At 63.9% G+C, this 26,355-nt stretch carries 21 protein-coding genes; 8 read left to right on the top strand and 13 right to left on the bottom strand.

The genetic code is table 11. From position 1 onward, the window contains the following. Positions 1-169: 169 nt before the first annotated feature. The 4 genes from BV82_RS20165 to pcaQ all read left to right on the top strand — a co-directional run bounded on the left by BV82_RS20165 (position 170) and on the right by pcaQ (position 8,213). On the top strand, positions 170-3,955 hold the full coding sequence (locus tag BV82_RS20165) for a bifunctional nitrate reductase/sulfite reductase flavoprotein subunit alpha (protein ID WP_036996573.1): 3,786 nt from the start codon (positions 170-172) through the stop codon (positions 3,953-3,955). Between the two features lie 275 nt (positions 3,956-4,230). Then, positions 4,231-6,789 carry a nitrite reductase large subunit NirB gene (nirB, locus tag BV82_RS20160; RefSeq protein ID WP_036996571.1) on the top strand — a complete coding sequence of 853 codons (2,559 nt, stop codon included), beginning with the start codon at positions 4,231-4,233 and terminating at the stop codon, positions 6,787-6,789. Then, positions 6,789-7,154: a nitrite reductase small subunit NirD gene (gene nirD / locus BV82_RS20155; protein ID WP_010224236.1), complete on the top strand. Its 366-nt coding sequence runs from the start codon at positions 6,789-6,791 to the stop codon at positions 7,152-7,154. Before nirB ends, nirD begins: the two co-directional genes overlap by 1 nt. Positions 7,155-7,280: 126 nt before the next feature. Next, positions 7,281-8,213: a pca operon transcription factor PcaQ gene (gene pcaQ / locus BV82_RS20150; protein WP_036996570.1), complete on the top strand. Its 933-nt coding sequence runs from the start codon at positions 7,281-7,283 to the stop codon at positions 8,211-8,213. Here pcaQ and BV82_RS20145 read toward each other — a convergent pair. From BV82_RS20145 to BV82_RS20095, 11 genes are all read right to left on the bottom strand, one after another. Next, entirely contained in the window at positions 8,204-9,553 is a 1,350-nt protein-coding gene (locus BV82_RS20145; RefSeq protein WP_036996568.1) for a TolC family outer membrane protein, read from the bottom strand. The two genes, pcaQ and BV82_RS20145, sit on opposite strands and share 10 nt — an antisense overlap. Beyond that, a complete protein-coding gene (locus tag BV82_RS20140; RefSeq protein WP_036996567.1) occupies positions 9,517-11,091 on the bottom strand; it encodes a DHA2 family efflux MFS transporter permease subunit in 1,575 nt (524 codons plus the stop codon). Before BV82_RS20140 ends, BV82_RS20145 begins: the two co-directional genes overlap by 37 nt. After that, positions 11,088-12,152: an HlyD family secretion protein gene (locus BV82_RS20135; RefSeq protein WP_010224228.1), complete on the bottom strand. Its 1,065-nt coding sequence runs from the start codon at positions 12,150-12,152 to the stop codon at positions 11,088-11,090. Before BV82_RS20135 ends, BV82_RS20140 begins: the two co-directional genes overlap by 4 nt. An 80-nt stretch (positions 12,153-12,232) precedes the next feature. Beyond that, the gene (locus tag BV82_RS20130; RefSeq protein WP_010224226.1) at positions 12,233-13,036 is read right to left on the bottom strand and encodes a DUF3050 domain-containing protein; all 804 of its coding nucleotides are present in this window, start codon (positions 13,034-13,036) and stop codon (positions 12,233-12,235) included. 32 nt (positions 13,037-13,068) lie between these two features. After that, positions 13,069-14,061: a fatty acid desaturase family protein gene (locus BV82_RS20125; RefSeq protein WP_010224225.1), complete on the bottom strand. Its 993-nt coding sequence runs from the start codon at positions 14,059-14,061 to the stop codon at positions 13,069-13,071. Positions 14,062-14,071: 10 nt separating this feature from the next. Further along, positions 14,072-14,890 (bottom strand): SDR family NAD(P)-dependent oxidoreductase, encoded by an 819-nt coding sequence (locus BV82_RS20120; RefSeq protein ID WP_223253828.1) that lies wholly within the window; start codon positions 14,888-14,890, stop codon positions 14,072-14,074. A gap of 5 nt (positions 14,891-14,895) precedes the next feature. Continuing rightward, on the bottom strand, positions 14,896-16,041 hold the full coding sequence (locus BV82_RS20115) for an acyl-CoA dehydrogenase family protein (RefSeq protein ID WP_036996611.1): 1,146 nt from the start codon (positions 16,039-16,041) through the stop codon (positions 14,896-14,898). 5 nt (positions 16,042-16,046) lie between these two features. After that, positions 16,047-16,490 (bottom strand): type II toxin-antitoxin system RatA family toxin, encoded by a 444-nt coding sequence (locus tag BV82_RS20110; protein ID WP_036996566.1) that lies wholly within the window; start codon positions 16,488-16,490, stop codon positions 16,047-16,049. Further along, positions 16,487-17,758 (bottom strand): aspartate aminotransferase family protein, encoded by a 1,272-nt coding sequence (locus BV82_RS20105; RefSeq protein ID WP_010224221.1) that lies wholly within the window; start codon positions 17,756-17,758, stop codon positions 16,487-16,489. The genes BV82_RS20110 and BV82_RS20105 overlap by 4 nt, the downstream gene beginning before the upstream one ends. Beyond that, on the bottom strand, positions 17,759-18,832 hold the full coding sequence (locus tag BV82_RS20100; protein WP_010224220.1) for an SDR family oxidoreductase: 1,074 nt from the start codon (positions 18,830-18,832) through the stop codon (positions 17,759-17,761). It lies immediately after the preceding gene. A 205-nt stretch (positions 18,833-19,037) separates the two neighbouring features. After that, the gene (locus BV82_RS20095) at positions 19,038-19,769 is read right to left on the bottom strand and encodes a helix-turn-helix domain-containing protein (RefSeq protein WP_010224218.1); all 732 of its coding nucleotides are present in this window, start codon (positions 19,767-19,769) and stop codon (positions 19,038-19,040) included. Positions 19,770-20,099: 330 nt separating this feature from the next. On the opposite strand from BV82_RS20095, the gene BV82_RS20090 reads away from it, so the two are divergent. The 4 genes from BV82_RS20090 (at position 20,100) to BV82_RS20075 (ending at position 22,354) form a co-directional block, all read left to right on the top strand. Then, entirely contained in the window at positions 20,100-20,828 is a 729-nt protein-coding gene (locus BV82_RS20090; RefSeq protein ID WP_010224217.1) for a BamJ family beta-barrel-assembly machinery protein, read from the top strand. 280 nt (positions 20,829-21,108) lie between these two features. Next, positions 21,109-21,549, top strand: coding sequence for a YkvA family protein (locus tag BV82_RS20085; RefSeq protein WP_010224215.1), 441 nt, complete (start codon positions 21,109-21,111; stop codon positions 21,547-21,549). A 98-nt stretch (positions 21,550-21,647) separates the two neighbouring features. Further along, positions 21,648-21,986, top strand: coding sequence for a helix-turn-helix domain-containing protein (locus BV82_RS20080; protein ID WP_010224213.1), 339 nt, complete (start codon positions 21,648-21,650; stop codon positions 21,984-21,986). Next, positions 21,983-22,354, top strand: coding sequence for a hypothetical protein (locus BV82_RS20075; RefSeq protein WP_010224211.1), 372 nt, complete (start codon positions 21,983-21,985; stop codon positions 22,352-22,354). The genes BV82_RS20080 and BV82_RS20075 overlap by 4 nt, the downstream gene beginning before the upstream one ends. On the opposite strand, the gene BV82_RS20070 is transcribed toward BV82_RS20075, so the two are convergent. Further along, positions 22,330-24,108 carry a bifunctional diguanylate cyclase/phosphodiesterase gene (locus BV82_RS20070; RefSeq protein WP_036996565.1) on the bottom strand — a complete coding sequence of 593 codons (1,779 nt, stop codon included), beginning with the start codon at positions 24,106-24,108 and terminating at the stop codon, positions 22,330-22,332. The genes BV82_RS20075 and BV82_RS20070 overlap by 25 nt on opposite strands. A 125-nt stretch (positions 24,109-24,233) precedes the next feature. Continuing rightward, positions 24,234-26,321 (bottom strand): carboxy terminal-processing peptidase, encoded by a 2,088-nt coding sequence (locus tag BV82_RS20065; protein WP_010224208.1) that lies wholly within the window; start codon positions 26,319-26,321, stop codon positions 24,234-24,236. Between the last annotated feature and the right edge of the window lie 34 nt (positions 26,322-26,355).

Raw genomic sequence — 26,355 nt, 5'->3', positions numbered from 1 at the left:
CGCACAGCAAGGCCTTGCCGATTCTGGCGCGGCCCTTGCTATAGCTTGAACATCCGGCAATCAACGCAGATTGCCCCGTTCACGACAAAGGCGCCGTGTTGCCCCCGCTTGTTGATTCAAGCCGGGGCAGCAGGGCGCCTTTTTGTTTGCGCAATCAGGAGGTAGGCCGATGAGCAGCACCAGCGTGCGCAGCGTGTGCCCGTATTGTGGCGTCGGTTGTGGCATCGTCATGACCGTGGAAGGCGGGCGGGTGACCAAGGTCAGTGGCGACAAACAGCACCCCAGCAACTTTGGCCGCCTGTGCACCAAGGGCCTGACCGCCCATCAACCGCTGCGCGAGTCCGGGCGCATGGAGCACGCCTACTTGCGTGACCAGCGTCAGCGCGACCCGGTGCAGCGCGGCATGCAGACCGCCATCGAACAGGCCGCGCAGCGCCTGCGGGCGATTATTGATGAGCATGGGCCCGACGCCCTGGGGTTCTATGTCTCCGGACAGATGTCGTTGGAGGCCCAGTACCTGATCAACAAACTGGCCAAGGGCTTTGTCCGCAGCCGGCATATCGAGTCCAACTCGCGCCTGTGCATGGCCAGTGCCAGCAGCGGCTACAAACTGTCGCTGGGCGCCGATGGGCCGCCGGGCAGCTACCAGGATTTTGATCGCGCCGAGGTGTTTTTCGTGATTGGCGCGAACATGGCCGATTGTCACCCGATCCTGTTCTTGCGCCTGCTCGACCGGCTCAAGGCCGGCGCGCGGCTGATCGTCGTCGACCCCAGGCACAGCGCCACCGCTGCCAAGGCCGACCTGTTCCTGCAGATCAAGCCAGGCACCGACCTGGCGCTGCTCAATGGCCTGCTTTATCTATTGCGGCAGAACGGCCAGTGCGACGCCGATTTCATCCAGCGCTACACCGAAGGCTGGGAGGCGATGCCGGCCTTTCTCGAGGACTACACACCTGAGCGGGTCGCCGCCATCACCGGGCTGCGCGAAGTCGATATCCGCCAAGCTGCAACGTGGATCGGCCAGGCCCCGGAGTGGATGAGTTGCTGGACCATGGGCCTGAACCAGAGCATCCATGGCACCTGGCAGACCAACGCCCTGTGCAACCTGCACCTGGCCACCGGCGCCATTTGCCGGCCGGGCAGCGGGCCGTTTTCGCTGACCGGCCAGCCCAATGCCATGGGTGGGCGCGAAATGGGTTACATGGGCCCCGGCCTGCCAGGGCAGCGTTCGGCGCTGGTCGCGGCAGATCGTGCCTTCGTCGAGCAGCTCTGGCAGATCCCAGCCGGCAGCCTGCGCAGCGAAGCCGGTGACGGCACGGTGGCGCTGTTCGAAAGCCTGGCGGCCGGGCAGATCAAGGCCTGTTGGATCATCTGCAGCAACCCGGTGGCCAGCGTCGCCAACCGCCAGCAGGTGATCGAAGGCTTGCAGGCGGCGCAGTTGGTGATCACCCAGGATGCCTTCCTCGACACCGAGACCAATCGCTACGCCGATATCCTCCTGCCCGCCGCCTTGTGGGCCGAGGGCGAGGGGGTGATGGTCAACTCCGAGCGCAACCTGACCCTGATGAACCAGGCCGTCGAGGCGCCGGGCGAGAGTTTGCCCGACTGGCAGATCATTGCCCGTATCGCCTGTGCCATGGGCTACGCCGAGGCGTTCAGCTACGCCAATGCCGAGGCGGTGTTCGACGAGCTGCGTCAGGCCTGGAACCCGGCCACCGGCTACGATGTGCGCGGCGTCAGCTATGCCGGCTTGCGTGAGGCAGCGCAGCAGTGGCCGTGTGAACCCGGGCGCGAGCATGATCGCAGCCCGCTGCGCTATCGCAACGACGGTGTCAGCCAGGTCCTGCTGCGTGATGCGCAAGGCCAGGTGCCTGCCATTGCCTTCCCCACCCCCAGCGGCAAGGCACGCTTCTTTGCCCGGCCTTGCCTGCCCAGCGCCGAACGGCCAGACGCTGACTTTCCGCTGGTGCTCAACACCGGCCGGGTCCAGCACCAGTGGCACACCCTGACCAAGACCGGCAAGGTGGCGGCGTTGAACAAGCTCGACCCCGGGCCGTTCGTGGAGATTCATCCGGACGATGCCGAGCGCCTGGGCATCGCTGAAAAGGATCAGGTGCAGATCCGTTCACGCCGCGGGCAGGCGCTGCTGCCGGCACGGATCACCACCCAGGTACTGGCGGGCAACTGCTTTGCGCCGTTTCACTGGAACGACGTCTACGGCGACAACCTGGCGATCAATGCGCTGACCAGCGACGCGGTCGATCCGCTGTCGCTGCAACCGGCCTTCAAGTACTGCGCGGTGGCCCTGAGCCGGGTCGCTGGCGAACGTATCGAGGCCGTCCAGGTCGATCAGCAGCACGCCTCGGTACAGGACAAGCACCTGCTGCTCTGGGCCTCGCAAACCGGCAACGGTCAGGCCCTGGCCGAACAGTGCGCCGAGCGCTTGCGCCAGGTCGGCTTGCCGGTCCAGTTGCGCTGCATGGAAGACGTGGCTGTGGAGCAACTGGACAATCCCGCCAGCCTGCTGCTGATCGCCAGTACCTTTGGCGACGGTGACGCGCCGGACAGCGGCGCGGCGTTCTGGCGTGGCCTGCATGGCGAGCACTCCCAACGCTGCGCCGGTGTGCCCTATGCGGTGCTGGCCCTGGGGGATTCCAGCTATGAACAGTTCTGCGGGTTTGGTCGCAAGCTCGATCAGCGCCTGGCAGAACTGGGGGCTGAGCGCTTGCTGGACAGGGTCGATTGCGAGGGCGATCTCAATGAACCGGCCGGGCAATGGTTGCAGGCGCTGCTGGGCAAACTGGGCTACGGCGAGCTGCTGCTCGAAGCGCCAGTGGCAGCGCCGGCCGCAACCGGCTTCAGCAAAACCAGGCCGCTGGCAACGACCCTGGTCGGCAATCGCCTGCTCAATGGCCCCGGCGCGCTCAAGGAAACCCGCCAACTGGTATTCGACCTGGGCGACAGCGGTTTCACTTATCAGTCCGGTGACGCCCTGGGTGTATGGCCGCGCAACTGCCCGGCGTTGGTCGACGAACTGCTGACCGCCACCCGCTTCGATGGCAGCCGCTGCATCAGCCTCAAGGGCCAGGCCGACATGCCGTTGGCCGAGGCGCTGCTGGAGCACCTGGAGATCGCCCGCATCACGCCGCCATTGCTCGAGGCCTTCGCGGTTGGCAATGAGCAACTGCGCGAGTTGCTTGCACCGCACAACAAGGCTGCGCTCAAGGACTGGCTGTGGGGCAAACAGCTGATCGACCTGGTGCACGCGTGCAAACCCGAGCTGAGCCTGGATAGCTGGTTGGGCCTGCTAAAACCCTTGCAGCCGCGGCTGTACTCGATCAGCTCAAGCCAGAAGCTGCATCCGCATCAGGTGCACCTGACGGTTTCCACCGTCCGTTACGGCCAGCGCAAGGGCGTGTGCTCGACCTACCTGGCCGACCGCAGCGAGCCCGGCCGGGTAGAAATCTTCAGCCAGCCGACCGCGCACTTTCGCCTGCCCAGTGACAGCTCGGCGCCGGTGATCATGGTTGGCCCCGGCACCGGTGTGGCGCCGTTCCGGGCGTTTCTTCAGGAGCGTCAGGCCGAGGGTGCCACAGGCCGCAACTGGCTGCTGTTCGGTGAGCAGCAAGCGGCCACGGACTTCTACTACCGCGACGAGCTGCTGGCCTGGCAGCGGGACGGCCACCTGAGCCGCCTGGACACCGCGTTCTCCCGCGACCAGGCGCAGAAGATCTACGTCCAGCAGCGCATGCTCGAACACGGCGCCGAACTCTGGCGCTGGCTGGAGGAGGGCGGGCACTTGTATGTCTGTGGTGACGCCGAGCGCATGGCCAGGGACGTCGATGCGGCGCTCAAGCAGGCGGTTCATCAGCACGGCGGCATGAGTGTGGAGCGGGCCGAGGCCTATGTCAGCGAACTGAGCCGCGCCAAGCGCTACCTGCGTGACGTCTACTGAGCGCCCCATAAGGGGGAGGGCTGCACCAGCCTGGGTCGATAACGGCCCGGACGGATAGCGTAGAACCCCCGGTTTCAAAGACTTTGGCAGTTGGCACGCTACCTGCTTTTGCTTGCTTACAACGTCCTCGCGGGTCAATGGCGATTCGCAACCGGGACTACATAAAACGACCAGGCAAAGGCGCCTGGAGCTTCGGCTCCAGGCGCCTTTTTTGTTTTTCGGGGTTGGCCCCCAGCAGCAAAGCCACCGTGAATGGCCTTGAGTGAGGATCGGGTATGAATGGGTTTACCAGCATCGAAGCGCGGCAACAGCTGATCATCGTCGGCAACGGCATGGTCGGTCATCACTGCATCGAGCAACTGATCGAACGCGGTGCCCTGGGCCGCTTCCAGGTGCGGGTGTTCGGCGAAGAGCGCCAGCGCGCCTACGACCGTGTGCACCTGTCGGAGTACTTCAGTGGCAGTGATGCCGAGACCCTGGCGCTGGGCGAGGCGGGTTTGTACGCCGGGCACGGCATCCACCTGCACCTGGGTGAGCCGGTCCTGGAGATCGACCGCGAACGCTGCGAAGTGGTCACCCGCACCGGGCGCTACCCTTATGATCAACTGGTCCTGGCCACCGGCTCCTATCCGTTCGTGCCGCCGATTGAAGGCTCGCACGGGGCGGCGCGCCTGGTCTATCGCACCCTCGATGATCTCGATGCCATCCGCGGCGCCGCCAGCAGTGCCCGCCGTGGCGTGGTGGTCGGCGGTGGCCTGCTCGGCCTTGAGGCGGCCAATGCCTTGAAGTCCTTGGGCCTGGAGGCCCACGTGGTGGAGTTCGCCCCGCGCTTGATGCCGGTGCAACTGGATGCCGAAGGCGGCGCGGCCTTGCGTGCGCAGATCGAAGCCCTGGGGGTTGGCGTGCACCTGTCGCGGGCGACCCAGGCCATCGTTGCCGGTGAAGACTATCGCTACCGGATGAACTTCGACGGCGGCGAGTTTCTTGAAACCGACCTGATCGTGTTCTCCGCCGGTATCCGCCCACAGGACGCCCTGGGTCGCAGCAGCGGCCTGGAAATCGCGCCGCGCGGCGGGGTGGTGATCGACAGTGCGTGTCGCAGCAGCGACCCACGGATCTTCGCCATTGGCGAATGTGCCTCATGGAACGGCAGCGTATTCGGCCTGGTCGCGCCGGGCTACAGCATGGCGCGCAATGTCGCGGCGGCCCTGGCCGGTGAAGACGCTGGCAATTTTACCGGTGCCGACATGTCGACCAAGCTCAAACTGCTCGGCGTCGATGTCGGCTCCATCGGCGACGCTCACGGCGCCACGCCGGGCGCACGCAGCTATCGCTTTATCGACGAAGCCGCATCGGCCTATCGCCGGCTGGTGGTCGATGCCAGCGGCAAACAGGTGATCGGCGCGGTGCTGGTCGGCGACAACAGCTACTACGACACCTTGCTGCAATACGTGCAGAACGGCATTGCCCTGCCAGCCGACCCGGCCGGCCTGATCCTGCCGCAGTCGGCCGGCGCGCCGGCACTGGGCGTCGATGCCTTGCCCGCCAGCGCGACCCTCTGCTCCTGCCACAACGTCAGCAAGGGCGCGGTCTGCGCGGCTATCGACAACGGTTGCGGCGACCTCGGCGAGCTCAAGCAGCAGACCAAGGCCTGCACCGGTTGCGGTGGTTGTGCGGCGTTGCTCAAGCAGGTGTTCGAGCATGAACTGATCGCCCGTGGGGTCAGCGTCGACAAGAGCCTCTGCGAGCACTTCGCCTACACCCGCCAGGAGCTGTACGCGCTGGTGCGGGTCGAGGGCATCCTCAGTTTTGACGAGATGCTCGCCAGGCATGGTCGCGGCCATGTCGGCTGCGATATCTGCAAACCCACGATCGGCTCGATTCTCGCCTCGTGCTGGAACCAACCGATCATGGACCCGTCGCTGGTACCACTGCAGGACACCAACGACACCTTCATGGCCAACATGCAGAAGAACGGCACCTACTCGGTGGTGCCGCGGATTCCCGGCGGCGAGATCACCCCCGAGAAGCTGATCGTCATCGGCGAAGTGGCGAAAAAATACGACCTCTATACCAAGATCACCGGCGGCCAGCGCATCGACCTGTTCGGCGCCCAGCTGCATGAATTGCCAGAAATCTGGGCCGAACTGATTGCCGCAGGCTTCGAGACCGGCCACGCCTACGGCAAGTCGACGCGCACAGTGAAGTCCTGCGTGGGCAGTACCTGGTGCCGCTACGGCGTACAGGACAGCGTACAGATGGCCCTGACCCTGGAAGACCGCTACAAGGGCCTGCGTTCGCCGCACAAGCTCAAGTTCGCGGTGTCCGGCTGCACCCGCGAATGTGCCGAGGCACAGAGCAAGGACATCGGCGTGATCGCTACCGAGAAAGGCTGGAACCTGTACATCTGCGGCAACGGCGGCATGCGCCCGCGGCATGCCGAACTGTTCGCCACCGACCTGGACGACGCCAGCCTGATCCGCATCATCGACCGCGTGCTGATGTTCTACATCCGTACCGCCGACAAGCTGCAGCGCACCTCGGTGTGGCGCGAAAGCCTGGAGGGCGGCCTGGACTACCTCAAGCAGGTGATCCTCGACGACAGCCTGGGCCTGGGCGCAGAACTGGAAGCGCAGATGCAGCTGGTGGTCGACCGCTACGAGTGCGAGTGGGCCAATGCCCTCAAAGACCCGGAGAAACTCAAGCGCTTCCGTACCTTCGTCAACGACCAGCGCCCGGACCCGGGTGTGCACTTTGTCCGCGAACGCGGCCAGCGCCGGCCCATCGGCGCCGGCGAACTTCACTTGATCCCGACCACCGAGGAGGTGCTCTGATGAGCCAGACCAACGCTGCGATAACTGTTCAGGCGCAACACTGGCAGGCGGTCTGCAGCCGTACCGACCTGATCGCCCAGTCCGGGGTGGTGGTGTGGTTCGACGGCCGCCAGGTGGCGCTGTTCTACCTGCCCGGGCATGCCACGCCACTGTTTGCCGTGGACAACCGCGACCCCAAGTCAGGGGCCAATGTGATCGGCCGCGGGCTGGTGGGGGAGCTCAAGGGCGAGTTGGTGGTGGCGGCACCGTTGTACAAGCAGCATTTCTGCTTGCGTGACGGGCGTTGCCTGGAGGATCCGCAGCAGGCCTTGCAGGTGTGGCCGGTGCGCATCAGTGGTGAGCAGATAGAGTTGGGGCGCTGCTGATGGCCTCATCGCTGGCAAGCCAGCCCCCACAGTGTCTGGGGTATGCAGTACCTGTGGGAGCCGGTCTTGCCGGCGATCGACCGCAAAGCGGTCGCAGTCTTGCCGGAGCCCCGATAAACTCCCGGGATGAACCTCGACACCCGGATCAAATTCCGCCACTTGCTGTGCTTTCTCGAAATCGCCCGCCAGGGCAGTTTCGCCAAGGCTGCCGACGCCATGGCGATCAGTCAGCCGGCTATCTCCAAGACCCTCAAGGAGCTTGAAGAGCTGCTTGAGACGCGGCTGTTCGAGCGCAGCAAGCAGGGCGTCGAGCTGACCCCGGCCGGGGTGCGTTTCATGCGCTACGCCGGCCCCAGCGTGCAGGCCCTGCGCGAAGGGGTGAGCACCCTGCGCGGTGAAGAGCACGCACCGCCCCAGGTGCGTGTCGGCGTGTTGTCGACGGTTGAAAGCCTGCTGATGCCCGAGGTGCTGTGCCGCCTGCACCAGCGCCATGAGGCCCTGGTGGTCAGCGTTGCCACTGGCCCCAGTGCGCACCTGCTGGGGCAATTGCATGTGGGCGAACTGGACCTGGTGATCGGGCGCATGACCGACAGCCCGCAGATTCAGGGGCTGATGTTCGAGCACCTGTACAGCGAGTCGATGTCGCTGGTGGTGCGCCCAGGTCACCCTTTGCTCGGCCGCCAGCCGATCGAGCGCAACCAGGTCGGGCACTACCCGCTGGTGCTGCCGCTGGCCGGCACGACCATCCGCAAGCATGCCGACAGCCTGTTCGTGCAGTGCGCCATCGAGCAACCGGCGCAACGCCTGGAAACCCTGTCGCCGGCCCTCAGCCGACGTTATGTGCAAGGCAGCGATGCGGTCTGGGTCGCCCCCCGGGATGCGGTGCGCGTTGACCTCAGCCGCGGTGAACTGTGCGAGCTGGACCTGGGCGTCAGTGAACCGGGCGGCTCGGTCGGCATCTGCAGCAACGCCGCCTTGCCCCTGGCGTTGCCTGCGCAATGGTTATGCGAGGTTTTGCGCGAGGTGGCGGCGCAGTACCGCGACGGCCACTACCCTTGAGCGCCCGCTGAGAGCAGGGCGTTGATCTCTTGCAGGCCGGCGTCGCCGAGGCTGCCGCTGGCGGCCAGCAACCTGAGCTGGGCCAGCACGATCGCATAACGCTGCTCGGCCAGTTGCTGTTCGGTCTGGGTCACCTGTTGTTCGGCGTCCAGCACATCGGAACTGATCCGCGCGCCGGCCTCGAAGGCGCGGGTGGTCGAGGTCAGGTTGGTCTGGCTCGAGCGCAGCGCCTGCTGCAGCGCCGTGTACTGGCTGATGCCGCTGGTCAGGGTCAGGTAGGCCTGGCGCGCCATCAGGCCGGCCTCGCGGCGGGCGTCCTCGACTTCATCCAGGGCCACACCGTGCAGGGCGCGGGCTTCGCGGGTGCGGCTGGTGGTGCCGCCACCGGCGTACAATGGCAGGCTGACCTGCACACCGACCACGGTCTGGGTGTACTTTTCTTCCGGCAGGGTGACGTCGTAGAGGCTGCCGCCCACCGAGGCGAAGCGGCCGTGAGCGGCCACCAGGTCGACCGTGGGCAAATGCCCGGCTTGCTGCTTGTCGATTTCCTTTTCTGCCACCAGGCGCTTGATCTGCGCCGCCTGGACCTTGAGGTTGTGCTGTTGCGCCTGCTCGGCCCAGGTGCCGATCAGCGCTGGCTGCGGCCCCTGGAAGCGCACCTGCGGGTCGAGCCGCGCCAGGGCCGCGGGTACACTGCCGGTCAACTGCGCCAGGGTTTCCTGGTGCAATTGCACGGCGTTGTGCGCGGCCATCTGCCGGGCATAGGCCAGGTCGTAGCGGGCCTGGATGCGCTGCACTTCGCTTTCGGTGCCGGAGCCGGCCTGGTAGAAGCGTTCAGCCTTGCTGCGCTGCTCCTGCAGGGTGCGCACCTGCTGGCGGCTGGTGCTGAGCAGGTCTTCGGCCAGCAGCAGGTCAAAGTAGGCGTCGGCGACTCGCAGCATCAGGTCCTGGCGGGCGGCCTGCAGGTTGATTTCCCCGGCCAGCACCAGGGCCTTGCTCTGGTCATGGCCGATCACGTTCTGCCAGCGCAGCAGCGGCTGGATCAGCACCAGTGCGTAGGCATTGGAGTTGTCGCGGTTGCGTGTGGACGCGCCGCTGTCGTCGCGGTCGACCCAGGCGGCGCCCCCTTCAAGTGACAGGTTGGGCAGCAGCAGGGCGCGGCCCTGGGGTTCTTTCTCGTTGCTGGCACGTTGTTGTTCGATGGCCGCGGCGTATTTCATGTCATGGGCCAGGGCTTTTTGATAGAGCTGGTAGAGGTCATCAGCCCGGGCCTGCTGGCTGCTGGCGAGCAGTAGCAGGGCGATCAGGCTTGCGCGGATTCGCGAGAGTTGTTCGAGCACGGCAAGGCTTCCTGTTCGGATTGAGCGATTCGTTTGGGGTTGCGCATCAGCAGGACCATCGGCACACCGATCAGCATTACTGCGCCAAGCAGGCCGAAGAGCATGCTGAAGCCGAGCATCTGTGCCTGTTCACGGGTATTGACCAGGGCCAGCAGGGCTTGCGCCTGGGCCGGATCGCTGGTGCCCAGCGAGAGCACGCGCGGGTCGTAGCGGGCAACATCCCAGCCGCTGGCGATGATGCTCGACTCGGTGACGTGCTCGGATAATTGCCGGTAGCGCGCCCAGGAAAAGCGCGTCAGCAAGGTCGCGGCGATGGCGATGCCGACGCTGCCACCGAGCTGGCGCATGAGGTTGAGCACCCCCGAACCGACCGAGATCAGCTGTGCAGGCAGTTGGCGCATGGCCAGGTTGGTGAGCGGAACGAAAATCATGCCCAGGCCAAGCCCGCGGATGATCAGCGGCCAGTACAGGGTGTCGGGGCTGCTTTGCAGGGTGAACTGGGTGTGCAGGTACATCGCATAGCCGTAGATGAGGATGCCGACGCTGACGAACAGCCGTTCATCGATCTTGTTTTCCTGGGACAGCTTGCCGATCACCAGGGTGCTCACGGCGCTGGCCAGGGCCCCGGGAAAGATCACCATGCCGCTCTGGTAGGCGCTCTGGTCCAGCAGCGTCTGCAGCAGTAACGGCACCATGAACAGCGTGCTGTACAGGCCGAAGCCGACACAAAAGGCACAGACCGAGCCCATGAGGAACTCGCGGTTGCGAAACAGCGCCATATTGACGATCGGCGTGGCCACGCGCTGCTCCCACCAGAAAAACGCCAGCAGGCCGAAGCTGCCCAGCAGCAGGCAGGCGATGGTCAGGTCCGATTCCAGCCAGTCCCAGTGTTCGCCGCGCTCGAGCATGATCTGCAGGCTGCCGACGCCCAGGGCGAGCAGGGCGAAGCCGATGTAGTCGATGCTTTGCGGGCGTTTCTCGTTGATTGAGTCATGCACGCAGAGCCACGACAGAAGGATCGCCACAGCGCCGATCGGCAGGTTGATCAGAAAGATCCAGTGCCAGGAGAATTCATCGATCAGGTAACCGCCCACCGAGGGCCCCAGGGTCGGTCCCATCATTACCCCGACCCCGTACAGGGCCAGGCCAGTGCTGACCTTTTCCTTGGGGAACACGTCGTAGATGATTGCCTGGGAGATACCCAGCAAGCCACCGCCAGCCAGGCCCTGGATAATCCGGAAGGCCACCAGTTGCCAGAGCTCGGTGGACATCGCGCAGCCCAGCGAGGCCAGTACGAACAGGATCGAGGAAACCAGGTAGTAGTTGCGCCGGCCGAACCAGGCCGACAGCCAGCCACTGGCCGGGAGGATTACTACGTTGGCGACGATGTAACCGGTCGAGACCCAGGAGATTTCATCCACCGAGGCGCCGAAGCTGCCCATCAAGCTGGGAATGGCAACGTTGACGATGGTGACGTCGAGCAGCTCCATCATAGAGATCAGGGTGACCGTGAAGGCCACCAGCCAGGGCGATTTCATAGGGTCTGCTCGGCGTCCCGGATGTTCACCTCAACGAACACGCTCATGCCCTGGCTCAACGCATTGCGGTATCGCTCGGGCACCTGGTCGAGTTCGATGCGCGCCTGGATGCGTTGCACTACCTTGGTGAAGTTGCCGGTGGCGTTTTCCTGGGGCAGCAGTGAGAAGCGCGCACCAGTGGCCGGCACCAGGCTTTGCACGACGCCTTCGAAGCGTTCACCGGGGAAGGCATCGACGCTGATCCGGGCCTTTTGTCCGACCCGCACGCGGCCGATGTGGGTTTCCTTGAAATTGGCGATTACCCACAGGTGCTCGGTACTGACCAGGCTCAAGAGCTTTTGCCCGGCGACCACGAATTGCCCGGGCTCGACTTCCTTTTTTGCGATGATGCCGGCCTGGGGCGAGGTCTGGCGGGTGTCCTGCAGCTGGATCCGAGCCAGTTCAAGTTCCGCTTCGGCAGCACCGATGCGGTATTCCTCGACTTTCAGTGCCGCCTTGTTGGCCAGGGTGCCTTCGACGGCGGCGCGGGAGTTACTGCGGGCTGCCTGTAGCTCGTGGTTCAGGGCATTGAAGCGCGCCTGGGCGGCTTCCAGGTCCTGGGTGCTGACTACGCCCTGGCTGGCCAGGCGCCGGGTACGCTGGTAGTCGCTGCGGGCTTGCTCGAGGTTGGCACCGAGCTGGGCGATGGCGGCTTCGGCGGCAAGGCTGCGGGCCGCGGCGCTGCGCACCTGGCTGTCCATCAGGCCGGGCATGCCACCCTGGCCGGCGGCGACCATCAGGCCGAGGTAGTTGGCCTGGGCTTGCTCGACCCGCCGGCGGTACTCGTCCTCGCGTACCTGGTAGAGCAGTTCGCCCTGTTCGACCCGGGCGTTTTCGCGGATCGGAACCTCGACCACGGTTCCGGAGAGTTTGGCACGGATCGGGATGATGACCCCCTCCACCTCGGCATTGTCGGTACTGACGTATTCCCGGGCGTATTGCCAGCGCTGCCAGCCAAGAAACAGCAGGCCACCGATTACCAGTGCACATACCGCCAATTTGCCGTATTTGCTTTTCACCATGTCATACGCTCTTCGTCTGGATTTTTATCGCGCAGGAAGGGCTGTGCACCGGGCCGTAGCCCGGCACGCAGGTGCTGCCCTCAGCCCAGTTCGGCCTGGTACTGGTGTTGTAATTCGGGTGTCGGCAGGCGCTCGGCCAACAGGTGCTGCACGCCGTCCCACAGGCCGATGCGGGCATTGATGGCGCTGCGCGCGCTGTTGACCAACTGGGTTTGCTGGGCCGGTTCGGTGATGATGGCGGCGATGATGCGTTTGGCCGCCGGGCCGTGGTCGTCGCCGTCCATCTCGATGTGGCGTTTGAGGTAGTAGGTCAGCATCGGCACGCTATCCTCGCTGACCGACCAGTTCTCCAGCAGGCGCCCGAACATGTCCGGGATGATGTCTTCGCGACCGAAGAAGAAATACGCCAGGGCTTGCTCCGTGGTGCCGTACAGGGCGACGTCGAGGGTCTGGCTGACGAAGATCTTGGCCGGCAGCGGAATGTCCGGGGCCGCCAGGGCCTGGCCAAGCGGGGCGCCGTTACCGAGCTGGGTGAGGAAGTTGCGAAACGGCGCGGTGTTGGCACCGATTTCTTCCATGGCGTTGACATACAGCTCCATGTGGCTGATGAAGCCGCCACCTGGACGCTCGTCGGTTTCCTCGCCGATGACTATCTCGTTGATCAGGCGGGCGGCGGTGATGTGCTTGGGCGCCAGCCACGGCAGCTCGACGCAGGTCAGGTCACGCTGGATGCGTTTGAGCAGGGTCATGAAGTCCCACACCGCAAAGACGTGGACCTCCATCAGCAAGCGCACGTCATCCAGGGTGGCGATATTGGCGAACAGCGGGTGCTCCAGCAGGGTGCGGCGTTCGTCCTGGATATATTGATCGATCTCGAAAGACATACTCGGCTCCATGAGTGTCATTGTTGGAAGTGTCAGCGGGCGGGTCCGCTGCCCTCGAGCGAAGCGGGTGCCCGCTCGGGTGTTGCCTGCACCTCCCCGCTGTAGGGGAACTGGCTGGAGCAGTACCTGAACGAGCCGATGAAGCTGGGCTCGAGCAAGGCCTGCCGGTCCTGGTACCAGCCACTGGCGAGCAAGCGCCGATGGACCTGGGGGAGCCGCCAGCACGGCACCCGAGGGTACAGATGGTGTTCCAGGTGATAGTTCGAGCCCGCGTGTAGCAGGCTGCACAGCAGCGAAGTGCGCGAACGGGCGATCGGCGTTTCGACGTCGCTGGCGAAGGCATGCTCCTGGTAGGCATTGACGCCGGAAATCAGCAGGGCCAGCAGCAGGCACACCACGAGCGCCGGCAGCAACACTGGCCAGTGGCTGGCCAGGCCAGCCCAGAGGACGATCCAGCCGGCCTGGCACAGCAGGTTGACCCGTGCCAGCAGGCGGATCTGCTGCGCCGGCAATGGCAAGCGGCCCTCGACCCTGGCCCCGGGCAGCGCCAGTTGCACGGTCTGCAGCAAGTAGCGAGCGGTGGCCTGCAAGCGCGAGACAATCATCCGCATCAACGGATGCCGATAGCGGCGAAACAGTCGCCAGTCCGGGTCTTGCGGGCCGTTGCTGTGGCGGTGGTGCTGCCAGTGGTCGACGAAGTAGCCGGTGACACAGAACCCTGTAAGTATCGAACTGCACAGCACGCCTAGCAGGCAACTGAGCAGGCGCTTGTCGCTGAAGTTGAAGTGAAACCCCTCGTGGCCGAGGATGCCCTGCAGGAACATCCCGTACGCCGCCGGTATCAGCAGCGGCAGGGCGCCCAGGGCCCACGCCGGGCCATGTCCGGCAAGGCCCACATAGGCCAGCAGGGGCACGGCGAACAGCAGCAGGGCATAGCCGATGACCAGGGCCGACTCCAGCGCGGACGTCGCGAACAGGCGCCGTTCGAGCTTGAGTTCAGGCTTGTGAAATGCCGGCCGGTGCATGCCTGGCTCCTTACTCGATCAGCTCGGGTTTGAGCGTCAGTTGTCCAGCCTTGGTCAGCGTGCGCAGGCGCAAGGCGATGAAGGCGTCGACCAGGCTCGGCATGCAGCGCGCACTGTACATGGCCACGGTGCCGAGGAAGGTCAGGCCGCGATTGCGCAAACCGCGCTTGAGGCAGGCACGAACCAGGCCGTCGCTGGCAGCGCCGATTTTTTCTTCAAGCGACAGCAGGGTCTTGTCGCCCAGCTTGAAGCTCACCAGGCGCTTGACCGACAGCCCCACCCGCTGGGCGGGCTGGTGGATGGCGGTATCGATGAAACCGGGGTAGACGGTGACCACATCCAGCTCCCCGGGGTACTGCATGCGCAGCACGTCTGAGTAGGCGCTCATGGCCCGCTTGCTGGCGGCATAGGCGGCAACATAGGGGGCGTTGACCAAGGCGAACAGTGACGACACGTTCACCACCTTGCCGCGGCTGCGCAGCAACCCCGGGAGGAAGGCGGCGGTGAGTTGCCAGGGGGCGAGCAGGTTGATTTCCATGGCCCGGCGCACTTCATCGGTAACCCCGGTCTCGCCGCGTTCGAGGGTCAGGGTGCCGGCATTGTTGACCAGGATATCCAGGTCGCCGAATCGTTCCTGGATTGAGTGCACGGCCTCGGCCAGGGCTTGCTGGTCGCACAGGTCGAGCAGGTAGAAGGCATCCAAGTGCAGGCTGGCATCGCTTTCCAGGCGGTCGATACCGATCACCGTCGCGCCCAGGCGCTTGAGCTTGTGGGCGGTCTCCAGGCCCAGCCCACGGGCGACACCGGTGATCACCACGGTCTTGTTCATCAGGTTCACGCTGCAACTCCTTTGGCAATGCTGAATGAGGCGTCCTGCAGGTAGGCGTCGAGATTCTTGCTCATCGCTATCTTGGCTGGCGGATGGAACTGCAGCCCGCGACAACTGAGCATCCACTGCGAGCTGTCGGTGGAGCGGATGAAGTCCAGGCCGCCGAGCATCTGGTGAGCCTGGTCCGAAGTACTGGCCAGCAGTTGCTCTATGCCGTAGCGCACCAGCAGCAGGCGGGCCAGGATCGCCGAGAGGTCGTCGGGGTGGCGCTGGATATCAAGTGCCGCGCCTTCCAGTGCGCTCAGGCACAGTTGCATCTGCGCGGCCAGTTCGACCCGGTGGTGTTCGCTCCAGCGCTGCTGCGCCACCACCGCTTCCACCAGGCCCAGGCAGGCACCGAGGTAAGAGGCGCTGATCAACAGCTCGAACCAGATGAAACCGATGGTCTGGACTTCGCCCAGCTGGGTCTTGAGGCCGGCGGAAAACACCATCTTGTTGTCGACCAGCACCCGGTCCAGGCGCACCTCGACGCTTTCGGCTGCCGCCAGGGCGCTGTTTTGCCAGAACGGCTGGTGGCTGATGCCCGGCGCGCTGGCCGGGATAAGCGCGACCATCAGTTCTTCGCCCGCCGGGCTGATGCGGCTGTAACTGGCGGTCAGCAAGTCCATGGACTTGCCCAGGCTGCAGGGTTTCTTGCTGCCGCTGAGGATTACGCCGGAGGGGGTTTGTTCAGCCTGCATGCCGGCGTCGAGAATGCCACCGCCGGGTACGCCCTCGGCAAAACCCGAGGCCAGCAGCAAGCGCTGGCGGGCAATGGCTGAGAGCAACAGGCCTTCGGCGCCCGCGCCGTTCTGGCCGATGGCGACCAGGCTTGCCACCGAGAACTGGTGCATGGTGCTGGCCACCGCCAGTGACGGCGAGCGTGCGCCCAGGGCGAGTTGTACATGCACGGCCTGGAAGGCGTCGGCGCCCAGTCCACCAGCTTCCTGGTTGATCAGCAGGCCCACCGGACCGTGATGCTTGAACCAGCCAACCACCGGGCTGTCGGCTGCTTCCCGTGCGGCGAAGGGGATTTCGCCAAGCAGGGCATCAAAGCCTGGGGCAAAGTGCTCAAGAATGGCCCGCGAGCGTTGCAGTAAAGCCAGGGTCATGGTCATCAATCCTTGATGTAACTGGCCGGGAACAGGCCGCTGATGATGGCGCGGATGTTTTCCGAGATTGCCTGTTCGGCGACCGGATCGAGCATGTCGGCAAGCATCGGCAAACCGAGGTCGAAGCAGGAATCGAAGGCAATGGTGGCGTCGTTGCCATCGGCCTCTACGTGCCAGGAGCCGGAGAAGTGGTCGATGTCACCGGCGGTCTGGCGGAAGGAGATCTGGCGGTTGCTCGGGTCGAAGGTGTCGTGTTCCTGCCACTTGAGGATGCCGTTGTGAAAGTTCACCTCCCAGTCAGTGAGCGTCACGTTTTCGCTGAGGTTCTTGACGTCGATCTTGCGTACCGACGTGCAGTACTGCGGATAGGCGCTGAAATTGCTGATGGCGGCGTAGACTTCATCGGCGCTTTGACGGGGGATGAAGGCATTCAGGCGGACTTCTTTCATGGGCGGGTACCGGTCGGGAGTGAGGAGGTGAGTGCCACGGCAAAGCCGTCCAGTAGCCATTCGACGTCGGTTTCGCTGTACAGCGCCGGTGGGGTCAGGCGGATGACCCGGTGATCGTTGAGCGAATGGCAGACGATGATGCGTTGGTCGAGCAGGGCCATGACCATGTTGGCGGCGATGGACGCATCGACGAACTCGAAGCCCAGCAGCAGGCCGGCGCAACGCAGTTGTACCTGTTTGGTCCAGCCGTTTTGCTCCAGTAGCTGTTCGAAGCGCCCGCGCAGCAACTCGCCCAGCGCACGGGCTTTCTGTACCAGGCCGTCACGCTGCATCACCTGCAAGGTGGCCTGCACCGCCGCCATGGCCAGCGGGTTGGCACCGAAGGTGGTGGTGTGCATCAGCGGGTTGCGGTTCAGCGGTTCCTGCATCCGCGCCGTGGCGACCATGGCGCTGACCGGCACGCAGCCACCGGACAGGCTTTTGCCGACCAGCATGATGTCGGCCACCACGCCTTCGCGCTCACAGGCCCACCAGTAGCCGGTTCGGCCCAGGCCCGACTGGATTTCGTCGAGGATCAGCACGGCGTCGTGATCGTCACAGAGTTCGCGCACCCGGCGCAGGTAGCCCGGCGGCGGGATCAGCACGCCAGCTTCGGCCTGGATCGGCTCGAGAATCACGCAGGCACGGCAATCGAGGCTGGCCAACTGCTGTTCCAGGGCCTGGGTGTCACCAAAGGGCAGGAAATGGGTGTTGCCCAGCAGGCCGGCGAACGGCTCGCGGTAGGTCGCGCGGCCGGTCACGGCCAGGGCCCCGAGGGTCTTGCCGTGGTAGCCGCCGATGGTTGAAAGGGTTGCCTGGCAGCCGTTCATGCAGGCCAGCTTCAGCGCCGCTTCGGTGGCTTCGGTGCCTGAGCTGCAGAAGTACACATATTGCAGCCCGGGCGGGCAGACCTCGGCCAGTGCCGCCGCAGCGGCGGCCTGATAGGGGTTGAGCAGCAGCTTGCTGGCCATGGCGTGGCTGTGCAGTTGCTCGCTGACCTTGGCCAGCACCTCGGGATGGCCGTGGCCAAGCAGGAACACGCCATAACCGCCGGCATCCAGGTAGCGATTGCCATCGATGTCGTAGATGTACACACCGGCACTGGAGGCTTCGATCTGCAGGTTCATCATTGACGCCAGGCGCGCATAGCCGGCATTCACATGATTGCGGTACTGCTGCTGGATCTTTGCCTTGAGGGCTTCGTTGGGGTTGGCCGTAATGCTGTTCATTCATGCCTCCATGGCAATGGCGGATCGTTGGGGACCCGGCGCCGGCACCTTGAGCATGCGCTGCATGGCCGAGAGCTTGGGCGAGAGCTGGCCGAGGGTGCGGGCCAGTTCCCGCTGCGGGTCGCGGGTATGCATGCGGTGCGCCGGCAGCAATTGCGCCAGGGAGCTGGGCAGCGGCGTACGCAGGCTGGCGTAGCGGCACATCTGCGTGGCCCGGCCCAGTGCGGCACGTACGTTCTCTTCCAGTGCCGGCAGGAATACCGGACGGATCAGCCGGTCGTAGATGTCCGGGTTCATGCAGCGCGGGCGGTCGAAGGGCTTTTGCTGGTTGGCCATCTCCGCGCACATCAGGTCCAGCAGGGTTGTGATGTCCAGGGCATCGGGGCCGTTGGTGAGGTAGTAGTCATCGCCAATCAGGCGCTGGTCCAGGGCGCTCTTGATTGCCGCGGCAGCGACGTCACGGGCGATCAGGTCGACATAGCCGCGTTCCGGGCAGGGGATGATTGGCAGGTAGCCGGACATCATCAGGCCCATGGTCAGGTGAAACCCCTGGAAGTTGGGCATATGCCCGTTCTCGGCATCGCCGATGATGATCGAGGGGCGGAAGATCGACACCGGGATGTCGGCGCTGCGCACCAGTTTTTCGGCCTGGCGCTTGGCGATTTCATAAGGCGTTTGCGGCACCACGCCAGGGTAGTAGTCGCAAGGGTGGGTGAAGGCTGTACTGATGTGGTACAGCGGCGTGCCCGCCTCCTGGACGAAGCTGACAATGTTTTCCGTGCCCTGGTAGTTCACTGAAAAGATCTGCTCGGCCTGGCCGTCGAGGCGGGTGATGGCGGCCGAATGGATCACCCAGTCGACCCTGGCCAGCAACGCCCGGTAATCGCTGTCGCTCAGGCCCAGGTAGGGCTGGCAGATATCCCCGCGCAGCACTTCGACGTTGCTCTGGCGAATCCGGCTTTTGCGCGCCAGGCAGATAATCCGGTAGTCATCACCCAGCTGGTCGATCAAGGTTTCGCCCAGTACACCGGCTCCGCCGGTCAGTAGAACGGTCATCCGTGAATGTTCAGACATGTGCTTACGCTCCTTGCAGACATGAAGTGAATGAAGAGGGTTGGCGCTGAAGGCGACCGGGCAGTCAAAGGGCGGGCACTGTGCCCGTCGCGAAGCGAATTTTTATTGTTTGGCCGCAGGCCCCATTAAACCGGGGCCGCAGCCGAGCCTTCCCGCCACTGATTGGAGATCCCGAGGAGGAGGGCGGGGCAAGGATGGCGGTTTGTCAGGAGAGGGTCTTGAACGATTCGCTTGTCTTGCGCAGTACCAGCGCGGCACGGCTGGGCGACATGCCGATCATGCGCCGCATCATGCGGGTCAGGTGGGCCTGGTCGGAGAATTCGCCGTCGGTGGCCGCCTCGGTGAGGCTGGCGCCGGCGGCCAGGGACTGGCAGGCGCGTTCCAACTTGCGCCAGATGATCCACTGCGACAGCGGCACGCCCATCTGGCTATGGGCGAAGAAGCGCAGGCGCGGGCTGGACAGCCCCACGGCGTTTGCCGCCCGCGATACGGCGCCGGTGCCGCCACAATATTCACGCAACAGCAGCAGGGCATTGGACAGGCGCGGGTCGAAACTGTCATCGGCCACCAGCACCGCATTGAGCGCTGCCATCACCTCTTCGAAGCTGTCGGCCTGGCGAAAACACTCGAGGATTTCGTCACTCGCCAGGACCGTGCCGCTGGCATCGAGCAGCGCATTGAGGGCGCGGCCCAGCGGCGCGTCCGGATAGACATAAAGGAAGGCGACGCGATCGGCATTGGGCCGCGAGCGGTGATTGACGAAGGGCCCGATGATCACCCCGGCACCGCACAGCGTCCGTTCCTTCAGTTCGACGGTGACATCGCTGTGAATACCGATGCACAACTGGATTGCCACGTGGGCATGAGCACTGGTCTGGTCGGTCTTGCCGACATAGCCGAACCAGTAGTCGCCAAAGGTAACCTTGCCATCCCACATCATCTGATTTCCTTTTCGATTGCGCGGGTCCTCTTGAATGAACGAGTAGCCTCATGCCGTAATCTACCCGGTCAGACGCCGATGATAACTGTGTGCCATGGGCTGGTCGATAAAGGTGGTTACAAATGTACTCTGGCAGATTTGTCATATGCTGCTACGCCTGATGAGGTGCAAGCGCAGGCCCGCTCACCCGGTAATATCCTGCTTAGGCTACAGCGGTGAACTTATCCGGCGTTTCTCGCTCTTATCCCGGTAGCCATTGGTCGTGGCCGCCTGATAAGCTCGCGGCTTTACTCGATTGCCCTATTGGCGCATGAACAAGGAAATAGCATGAAACAGCATCGGTTGGCGGCTGCGGTTGCCCTGGTTAGCCTGGTACTGGCGGGTTGCGATTCGCAGACCAGCGTCGAGCTGAAGACCCCGGCACAGAAAGCCTCCTACGGTATTGGCCTGAACATGGGCAAAAGCCTGGCTCAGGAAGGCATGGACGACCTTGATTCGAAAGCTGTCGCTCAAGGTATCGAAGATGCCATCGGCAAGAAAGAACAGAAGATCAAGGACGAAGAGCTGGTTGAAGCCTTCGCCGCCTTGCAAAAGCGCGCTGAAGAGCGCCTGGTCAAGATGAGCGAAGAGTCGGCTGCCGCCGGCAAGAAGTTCCTTGAAGAAAACGCCAAGAAGGCTGGCGTGGTCACCACCGCTTCGGGCTTGCAGTACGAAGTGATCAAGAAGGCCGACGGCGCCCAGCCCAAGCCGACTGACGTGGTTACCGTTCACTACGAAGGCAAGCTGATCGATGGCAAGGTGTTCGACAGCTCCGTCGAGCGCGGCAGCCCGATCGACCTGCCGGTCGGCGGCGTGATCCCGGGTTGGGTCGAAGGCCTGCAACTGATGCACGTGGGCGAGAAGTACAAGCTGTACATCCCGTCGGACCTGGCTTACGGTGCCCAGAGCCCGAGCCCGATGATCCCGGCCAACTCGGTACTGGTGTTCGAGCTGGAACTGCTGGGTATCAAGGACCAGGCCAAGGCTGAAGAGCCTGCCGATCCAGCTGCCGAGTAAGGCCAGCGGATCCCCGCAACGCCCCGTCTCGACGGGGCGTTGTCGTTTCTGGGGTTTACCGAACCCTGGGGGCCGTGCAGGGTCTTAAGCGCTGCACCTGTTGATGGATCAGCGCGCGGCGGGCAAAACGTTTGCGTGATTGAAACAGGTGTGTAAAAAACGCCCGATTTAACCCGGACCCTTGCCGGGCGGGCGCCTTGAGCCTGAAACTGAGCTCTGTTCACAAGGTTATCCACAATTATTGTGGATAACCTTCCTTGGCACTGGCCCTGGAGGCCGTATGAAAGCACCGTGGAACTTCGCCCGATTTCTGCCCCTGGCCGAGCGTCTGCTCAGCCGCGGACGTTTGCCGGCGCTGATTTTTGCCGTGGCGCGCAAAGGCCCACGGCTGGGCAAACTGCGCGAGGACGTGCGCCTGATGCAGGCCCTGTGCCTGGCCTGGTGGCGCGGCGAGTACCGGGCGATCAGCCCCAAGGCGCTGATCACCGTGGTGGCCGGGCTGCTGTACTTTGTCAGCCCGCTGGATGCAATCCCCGACTGGTTGTTGGGCGTCGGCCTGCTCGATGACATCGCCGTACTGGCCTGGGTGATGAAAGCGGTGGCCGATGAACTGGCCGCCTTCAGCGCCTGGCGCAACCGTCAGGCACCGGAAAAACTGCGGGTGGTCGAACGCCTGCCCGACACCCCCGAAGCCCTGCGCCTGGAACAAGAAAAAAGCTGATCACATCACGACCCTGCACACCCTTATTGGCTGGTAATATAATTGGCATAAGGATTATGCCTACCGATTACATATCGTAATCCTACAAGGGGGTTGTAATGGGTATTCAGGTCATCAGCCGAGACGGTCAACCCGAGTACGCGGTTGTTCCCTGGGAGCAGTACCAGGCGCTGCTCAAAGCCGCCGGGCAAGGCGAGCCGGGTGCCGCCGAAAACACACCATCCAACATTACCGACAGCGCCAGCTTGCCGAGTTTCAGTGAGCTGGCGCGTTTGCGTGAGGGCAAGGGCCTGGCGCCGGAGCAGTTGGCACGCAGCGTTGGCATCAGCCCGGTGTACCTGGCGCTGATCGAAAGTGGTGAGCGCCAGCCGGATGCTGCGATTCGCCGCAGCCTGGCCTGGGAACTGGGTGTGGCCGGCTGGAGCGAGCCGTCGTGAGCGTTCGGATCAGCCGCCAGCACTGGGAAGGCCTGCTCGGCGAGCTGGACGTCGCCCGCCGCCAACGCCACCTGCTGACTTACCGTGCCTTGCTTGAGCGCCTGCAATTGCCCAGCCCGGCCATGCAGACCCTGACCGCTGCCCTGGAGCACCTGGCGGCGCTTGATGCCCGCGCCGAGCAGCCACTGCGTAGCTCGCTGGTGATCAGCCAGGGCGCCAGCCGCTTGCCGCGTACCGGGTTTTTCGAGTGCGTCGAGCGCCTGGGGCGTTTCTCCGGCCCCTCCGATGGCATGGCTGCGGCCTCCTGGCATGCTTCGGAAGTGGTGCGGGTGTTCGAGTACAGCTACCCCGAACACGAAGAAGCCTGAGCGGCGGGCGCGGTATCGATCAGGTACAGGCTGTGCCCCGGCACATCCTTGGCCTGATGCTTGGCCTGTGAGGCCAGCTCGGCCAGTTGCCCGGCATCGAGCCCGGCACAGGCCTGTGGGTGCAACTGCACTACGCCGATCGACAGCGACAGCAAGGCGAATTCCTGGCGCCGGCCCTGACGGTCGGTGGCAATGAAGCACCCGGCTTGCAGGTGCTCGGCACGGTAGAAGCGCCGGCACTGTTTGTGAAAATCCTCCAGCAACAGCTGCAAACGCTGTTGCCAATCCTCTGAACCGAGCACCAGCATGAAATCGTCGCCTCCGATGTGGCCGACGAAGTCCCGGCTGGGGTCGACCCGTTCGTTCAGGCACTGAGCCAGGCACAGCAGCACTTCATCGCCGCGAGCGTAGCCGTAGATGTCGTTGAACGGCTTGAAGCTGTCGATATCGACGTAGCAGATCGCCGCAGCGCGCTGCTGTTGCAACAGGCGGGTCAGGCACTGCTGGATCGGCACATTGCCTGGCAGCAGGGTCAACGGGTTGGCGTAACGGGCCTGCTGGATCTTCTGCTCGGTGATCAGCTTGAGCACGTCGATCACCCGTCCCAGGCCCAGGTAACGGCCGTTGTGGGTGATGATGAAATCTTCTTCGATACGCTGGCGGGCGCGGCTGGTGAGCAGGCGGCTGACCTGCTGCAGCGACTGGCCAAGATCCACCGCGAGAAAATCGTCGCTCATCAAGCGGCTGATCGGCTTGCGCGCGAACAGCTCGGTGGCAAACGGCTTGAGCAGGGCATCGGAGAGCGAGTGGCGATGGACGATGCCACAGGGTTGCTGGTGCTGATCGAGTACCGCCAGCGAGTTGAGGTTGGCCTGGCTGCGAAACAGCTCGAGTACCTGCGGGGTTGGCGCGTCGCGGTTCACTGCGGGCTGTTCGATCAGCAGTGCGGCGAGGTTGCCGCTGTCTTCGTGGAGGCTCTGCAGCGCCTGCGTCGGTTGTCCGAGCATGTTCTGCACATCCCGCGCCGCCTGTTCCTGCGGACGGCCCAGCAGGTAGCCCTGGACCAGGTCGATGCCCATCTCGGTCAGTACCTTGAGCTCTTCGGCCAGCTCGATGCCTTCGGCGATCACCTGGGCGCGCGAGGCCCGGGCGATTTGCAGGATCGAGCCGACGAACTCGCGCTTGACCGCATCCAGGTGAATGCCGTCGATGAAATGGCGGTCGATCTTGACGTAGTCCGGGCGCAGCTCCGACCACAGGCGCAGGCTCGAGTAACCGGCGCCCAAGTCGTCGAGGGCGATTGAGAAGCCCATGTCGCGGTAATGGTGCAGGGCATTGAACAGCAGTTGGAAGTCGTCGGTGGGAGTTTGTTCGGTCAGTTCGATCACCACCCGGCTGGGCGGCACGCCAAGCTCGTGAAGCATCTTCAGGGTGCGTCCGGACTGGTACTGCGGCTCGAGCAAGGATTCGGGCGAGACGTTGAGGAACAGCTTGCCCTCGAGGTTCTGCTGGCTGAAGCGCCGGCAGGCGTTTTCCCGGCAGGCCACTTCCAGTTCGGTCAGGCGTCCGGCCTGGCGGGCCACGGCAAACAGGTTGATTGGCGAGTGCAACGGGCTGTTGGATGGGCCGCGGCTGAGGGCTTCGTAGCCAAGGATGCGCCGTTCGGAAAGGCAGACAATGGGTTGGAACAGGCTGTGCAAGCCGCTTTGAGCGAGGATGGTGCTCAACGCGCTGAGCTGTTCGTTGACGGTCATTGTCAGGGCTACCTTGAAAATAAGGGACTGGGCACCTACGGCGCTCAGTCCCTTATTTCACGACAGTCTGATGACTATTTGATGACGCAATGACGCGCAGTCACATTATTTTGCCATCACCGCTTTCACGGGTTGTTTTTCGCCACCGCCGTATTCAGGCCCAGGTAGTCCAGCAGGATTCGTCCGGACTCCGCCAGGTAGGCGTCGTCTTCCGGCTTGGTATCGTCCGGTTCGACCGGCAGGGCGTCTTCGTCTTCCTTTTTCAGTTCCTTGAGTGGCTCTTCGCCCTTGGCCTTGCGGCGGGTGTTTTCCAACGCCAGCTGCTTGCTTTCGATATCGGCGTGCTGGGCACGGCGTTCGGCTTCGTTGAGGCTGACGGTTTTCTCGTTCATCAGCTTCTGGGTCAACGCCAGGCGGTCGCGGATGTAGACGAACTCCGGGTCCTTGGCCGTACGGGTGTCGTGACGGGCCTTGAGCTGGGCCAGGAACGGCTTGAACGGGTCGAGCGCAGGCTTGATCGCCGGGCGGATGGTGTCCCATGGCATGGCTTCGGGCAGGGCGCTTTCGCCGATTTCCTTGGTGTCGATGATCGATGGGTAATCGATGTCCGGCAGCACGCCCTGGTGCTGGGTGCTTTGCCCGGACACCCGGTAGAACTTGGCCAGGGTCAGCTTCAGCTCGCCATGGTTGAGCGGCTGGATGGTTTGCACGGTGCCTTTGCCGAAGGTCTGCCCGCCGAGGATCAGCGCGCGGTGATAGTCCTGCATGGCGCCGGCGAAAATCTCCGATGCCGAGGCTGACAGGCGGTTGACCACCAGTGCCAGCGGGCCTTTGTAGAAGGCGCCGTTGTTTTCGTCTTCGAGCACGTCGACGCGGCCGTCGCTGTTGCGCACCAGCACCGTCGGGCCCTTGTCGATGAACAGGCTGGTCAGTTCGGTGGCTTCCTGCAGCGAGCCGCCGCCGTTGTTGCGCAGGTCGATGACCACGCCGTCGACTTTTTCCTTCTGCAGTTCAGTCAGCAGTTTCTTCACATCGCGAGTGGTGCTCTTGTACTCGGGATCGCCAGCACGGAAGGCCTTGAAGTCCAGGTAGAAGGCCGGGATCTCGATGATGCCGAGCTTGTAGTCGCGCCCATCCTGCTTGAGCTTGAGCACCGATTTTTTCGCTGCCTGCTCTTCGAGTTTCACCGCTTCACGGGTGATCGGCACGATCTTGGTGGTCTGGTCGTTCGGCGCATTGCTGGCCGGGATGATCTCCAGGCGCACCACCGAGCCCTTCGGCCCGCGGATCAGCTTGACCACTTCATCCAGGCGCCAGCCGATCACATCGACCATTTCCTTGTTGCCCTGGGCCACGCCGATGATCTTGTCGGCCGGTGCCACCTGCTTGGTCTTGGCGGCAGGACCGGCCGGTACCAGGCGCACGATCTTGACCTGGTCGTTGTCGCTTTGCAGCACGGCACCGATACCTTCGAGCGACAGGCTCATGTTGATATCGAAGTTTTCCGCGTTGTCGGGCGACAGGTAATTGGTGTGCGGGTCGTAGGACTGGGCGAAGGTGTTGATGTAGGCCTGGAAGATGTCTTCGGCACGGGTCTGGTCCAGACGCGTGAGCTGGTTCTTGTAGCGCTTGGTCAGCAACTCCTGGATCGCCTTGGGTTCTTTGCCGGCGATTTTCAGGCGCAGCACTTCATCCTTGACGCGTTTGCGCCAGAGGTCGTCGAGCTCGGCCTGGTTCTTCATCCACGGCGCGTCCTTGCGGTCGATCAGCAGGGACTCCTTGGTGGTGAAGTCGAAGTTGTCGACGCCCTTGCTCAGCTCGGCCAGGGCGAAGTCCAGGCGCGATTTGACCCGGTCCAGGTAGCGCTTGTAGATGGTGAAGCCGGGGTCGAGATTACCGCTCTTGAGGAAATCGTCGAACTGGGTCTTCCACTTGTCGAACTCGGCGATGTCGCTGGCGGTGAAGTAGCTGCGCGCAGGATCGAGGAGTTTGAGGTAGCTGTCGTAGATGATGACCGAGCGCGCATCGTTGAGCGGCGGCTTGCTGTAGTGGTGGCGCTTGAGCAGCTCGACCACGTTGAGGCTGGCGACCACTTCATCGCGGTCGGGCTGGAGCTTATCCCAGCTGTTGGCGGCCCATGCACTGCCCGCCAATGGCAGACTGCCCAGACCGATCAACAGGGCGAGGGTGGTGCTTGGCAGAAAATGCTTCATGCTGATTCGACGTAGGGACAATTGATCACGCATA

The sequence above is a fragment of the Pseudomonas donghuensis genome (genome assembly GCF_000696345.2).
Lineage (GTDB): Bacteria > Pseudomonadota > Gammaproteobacteria > Pseudomonadales > Pseudomonadaceae > Aquipseudomonas > Aquipseudomonas donghuensis.
The sequence above is the reverse complement of the archived record's forward strand: the minus strand, read 5'-3'. Positions and strand labels throughout refer to the sequence as shown.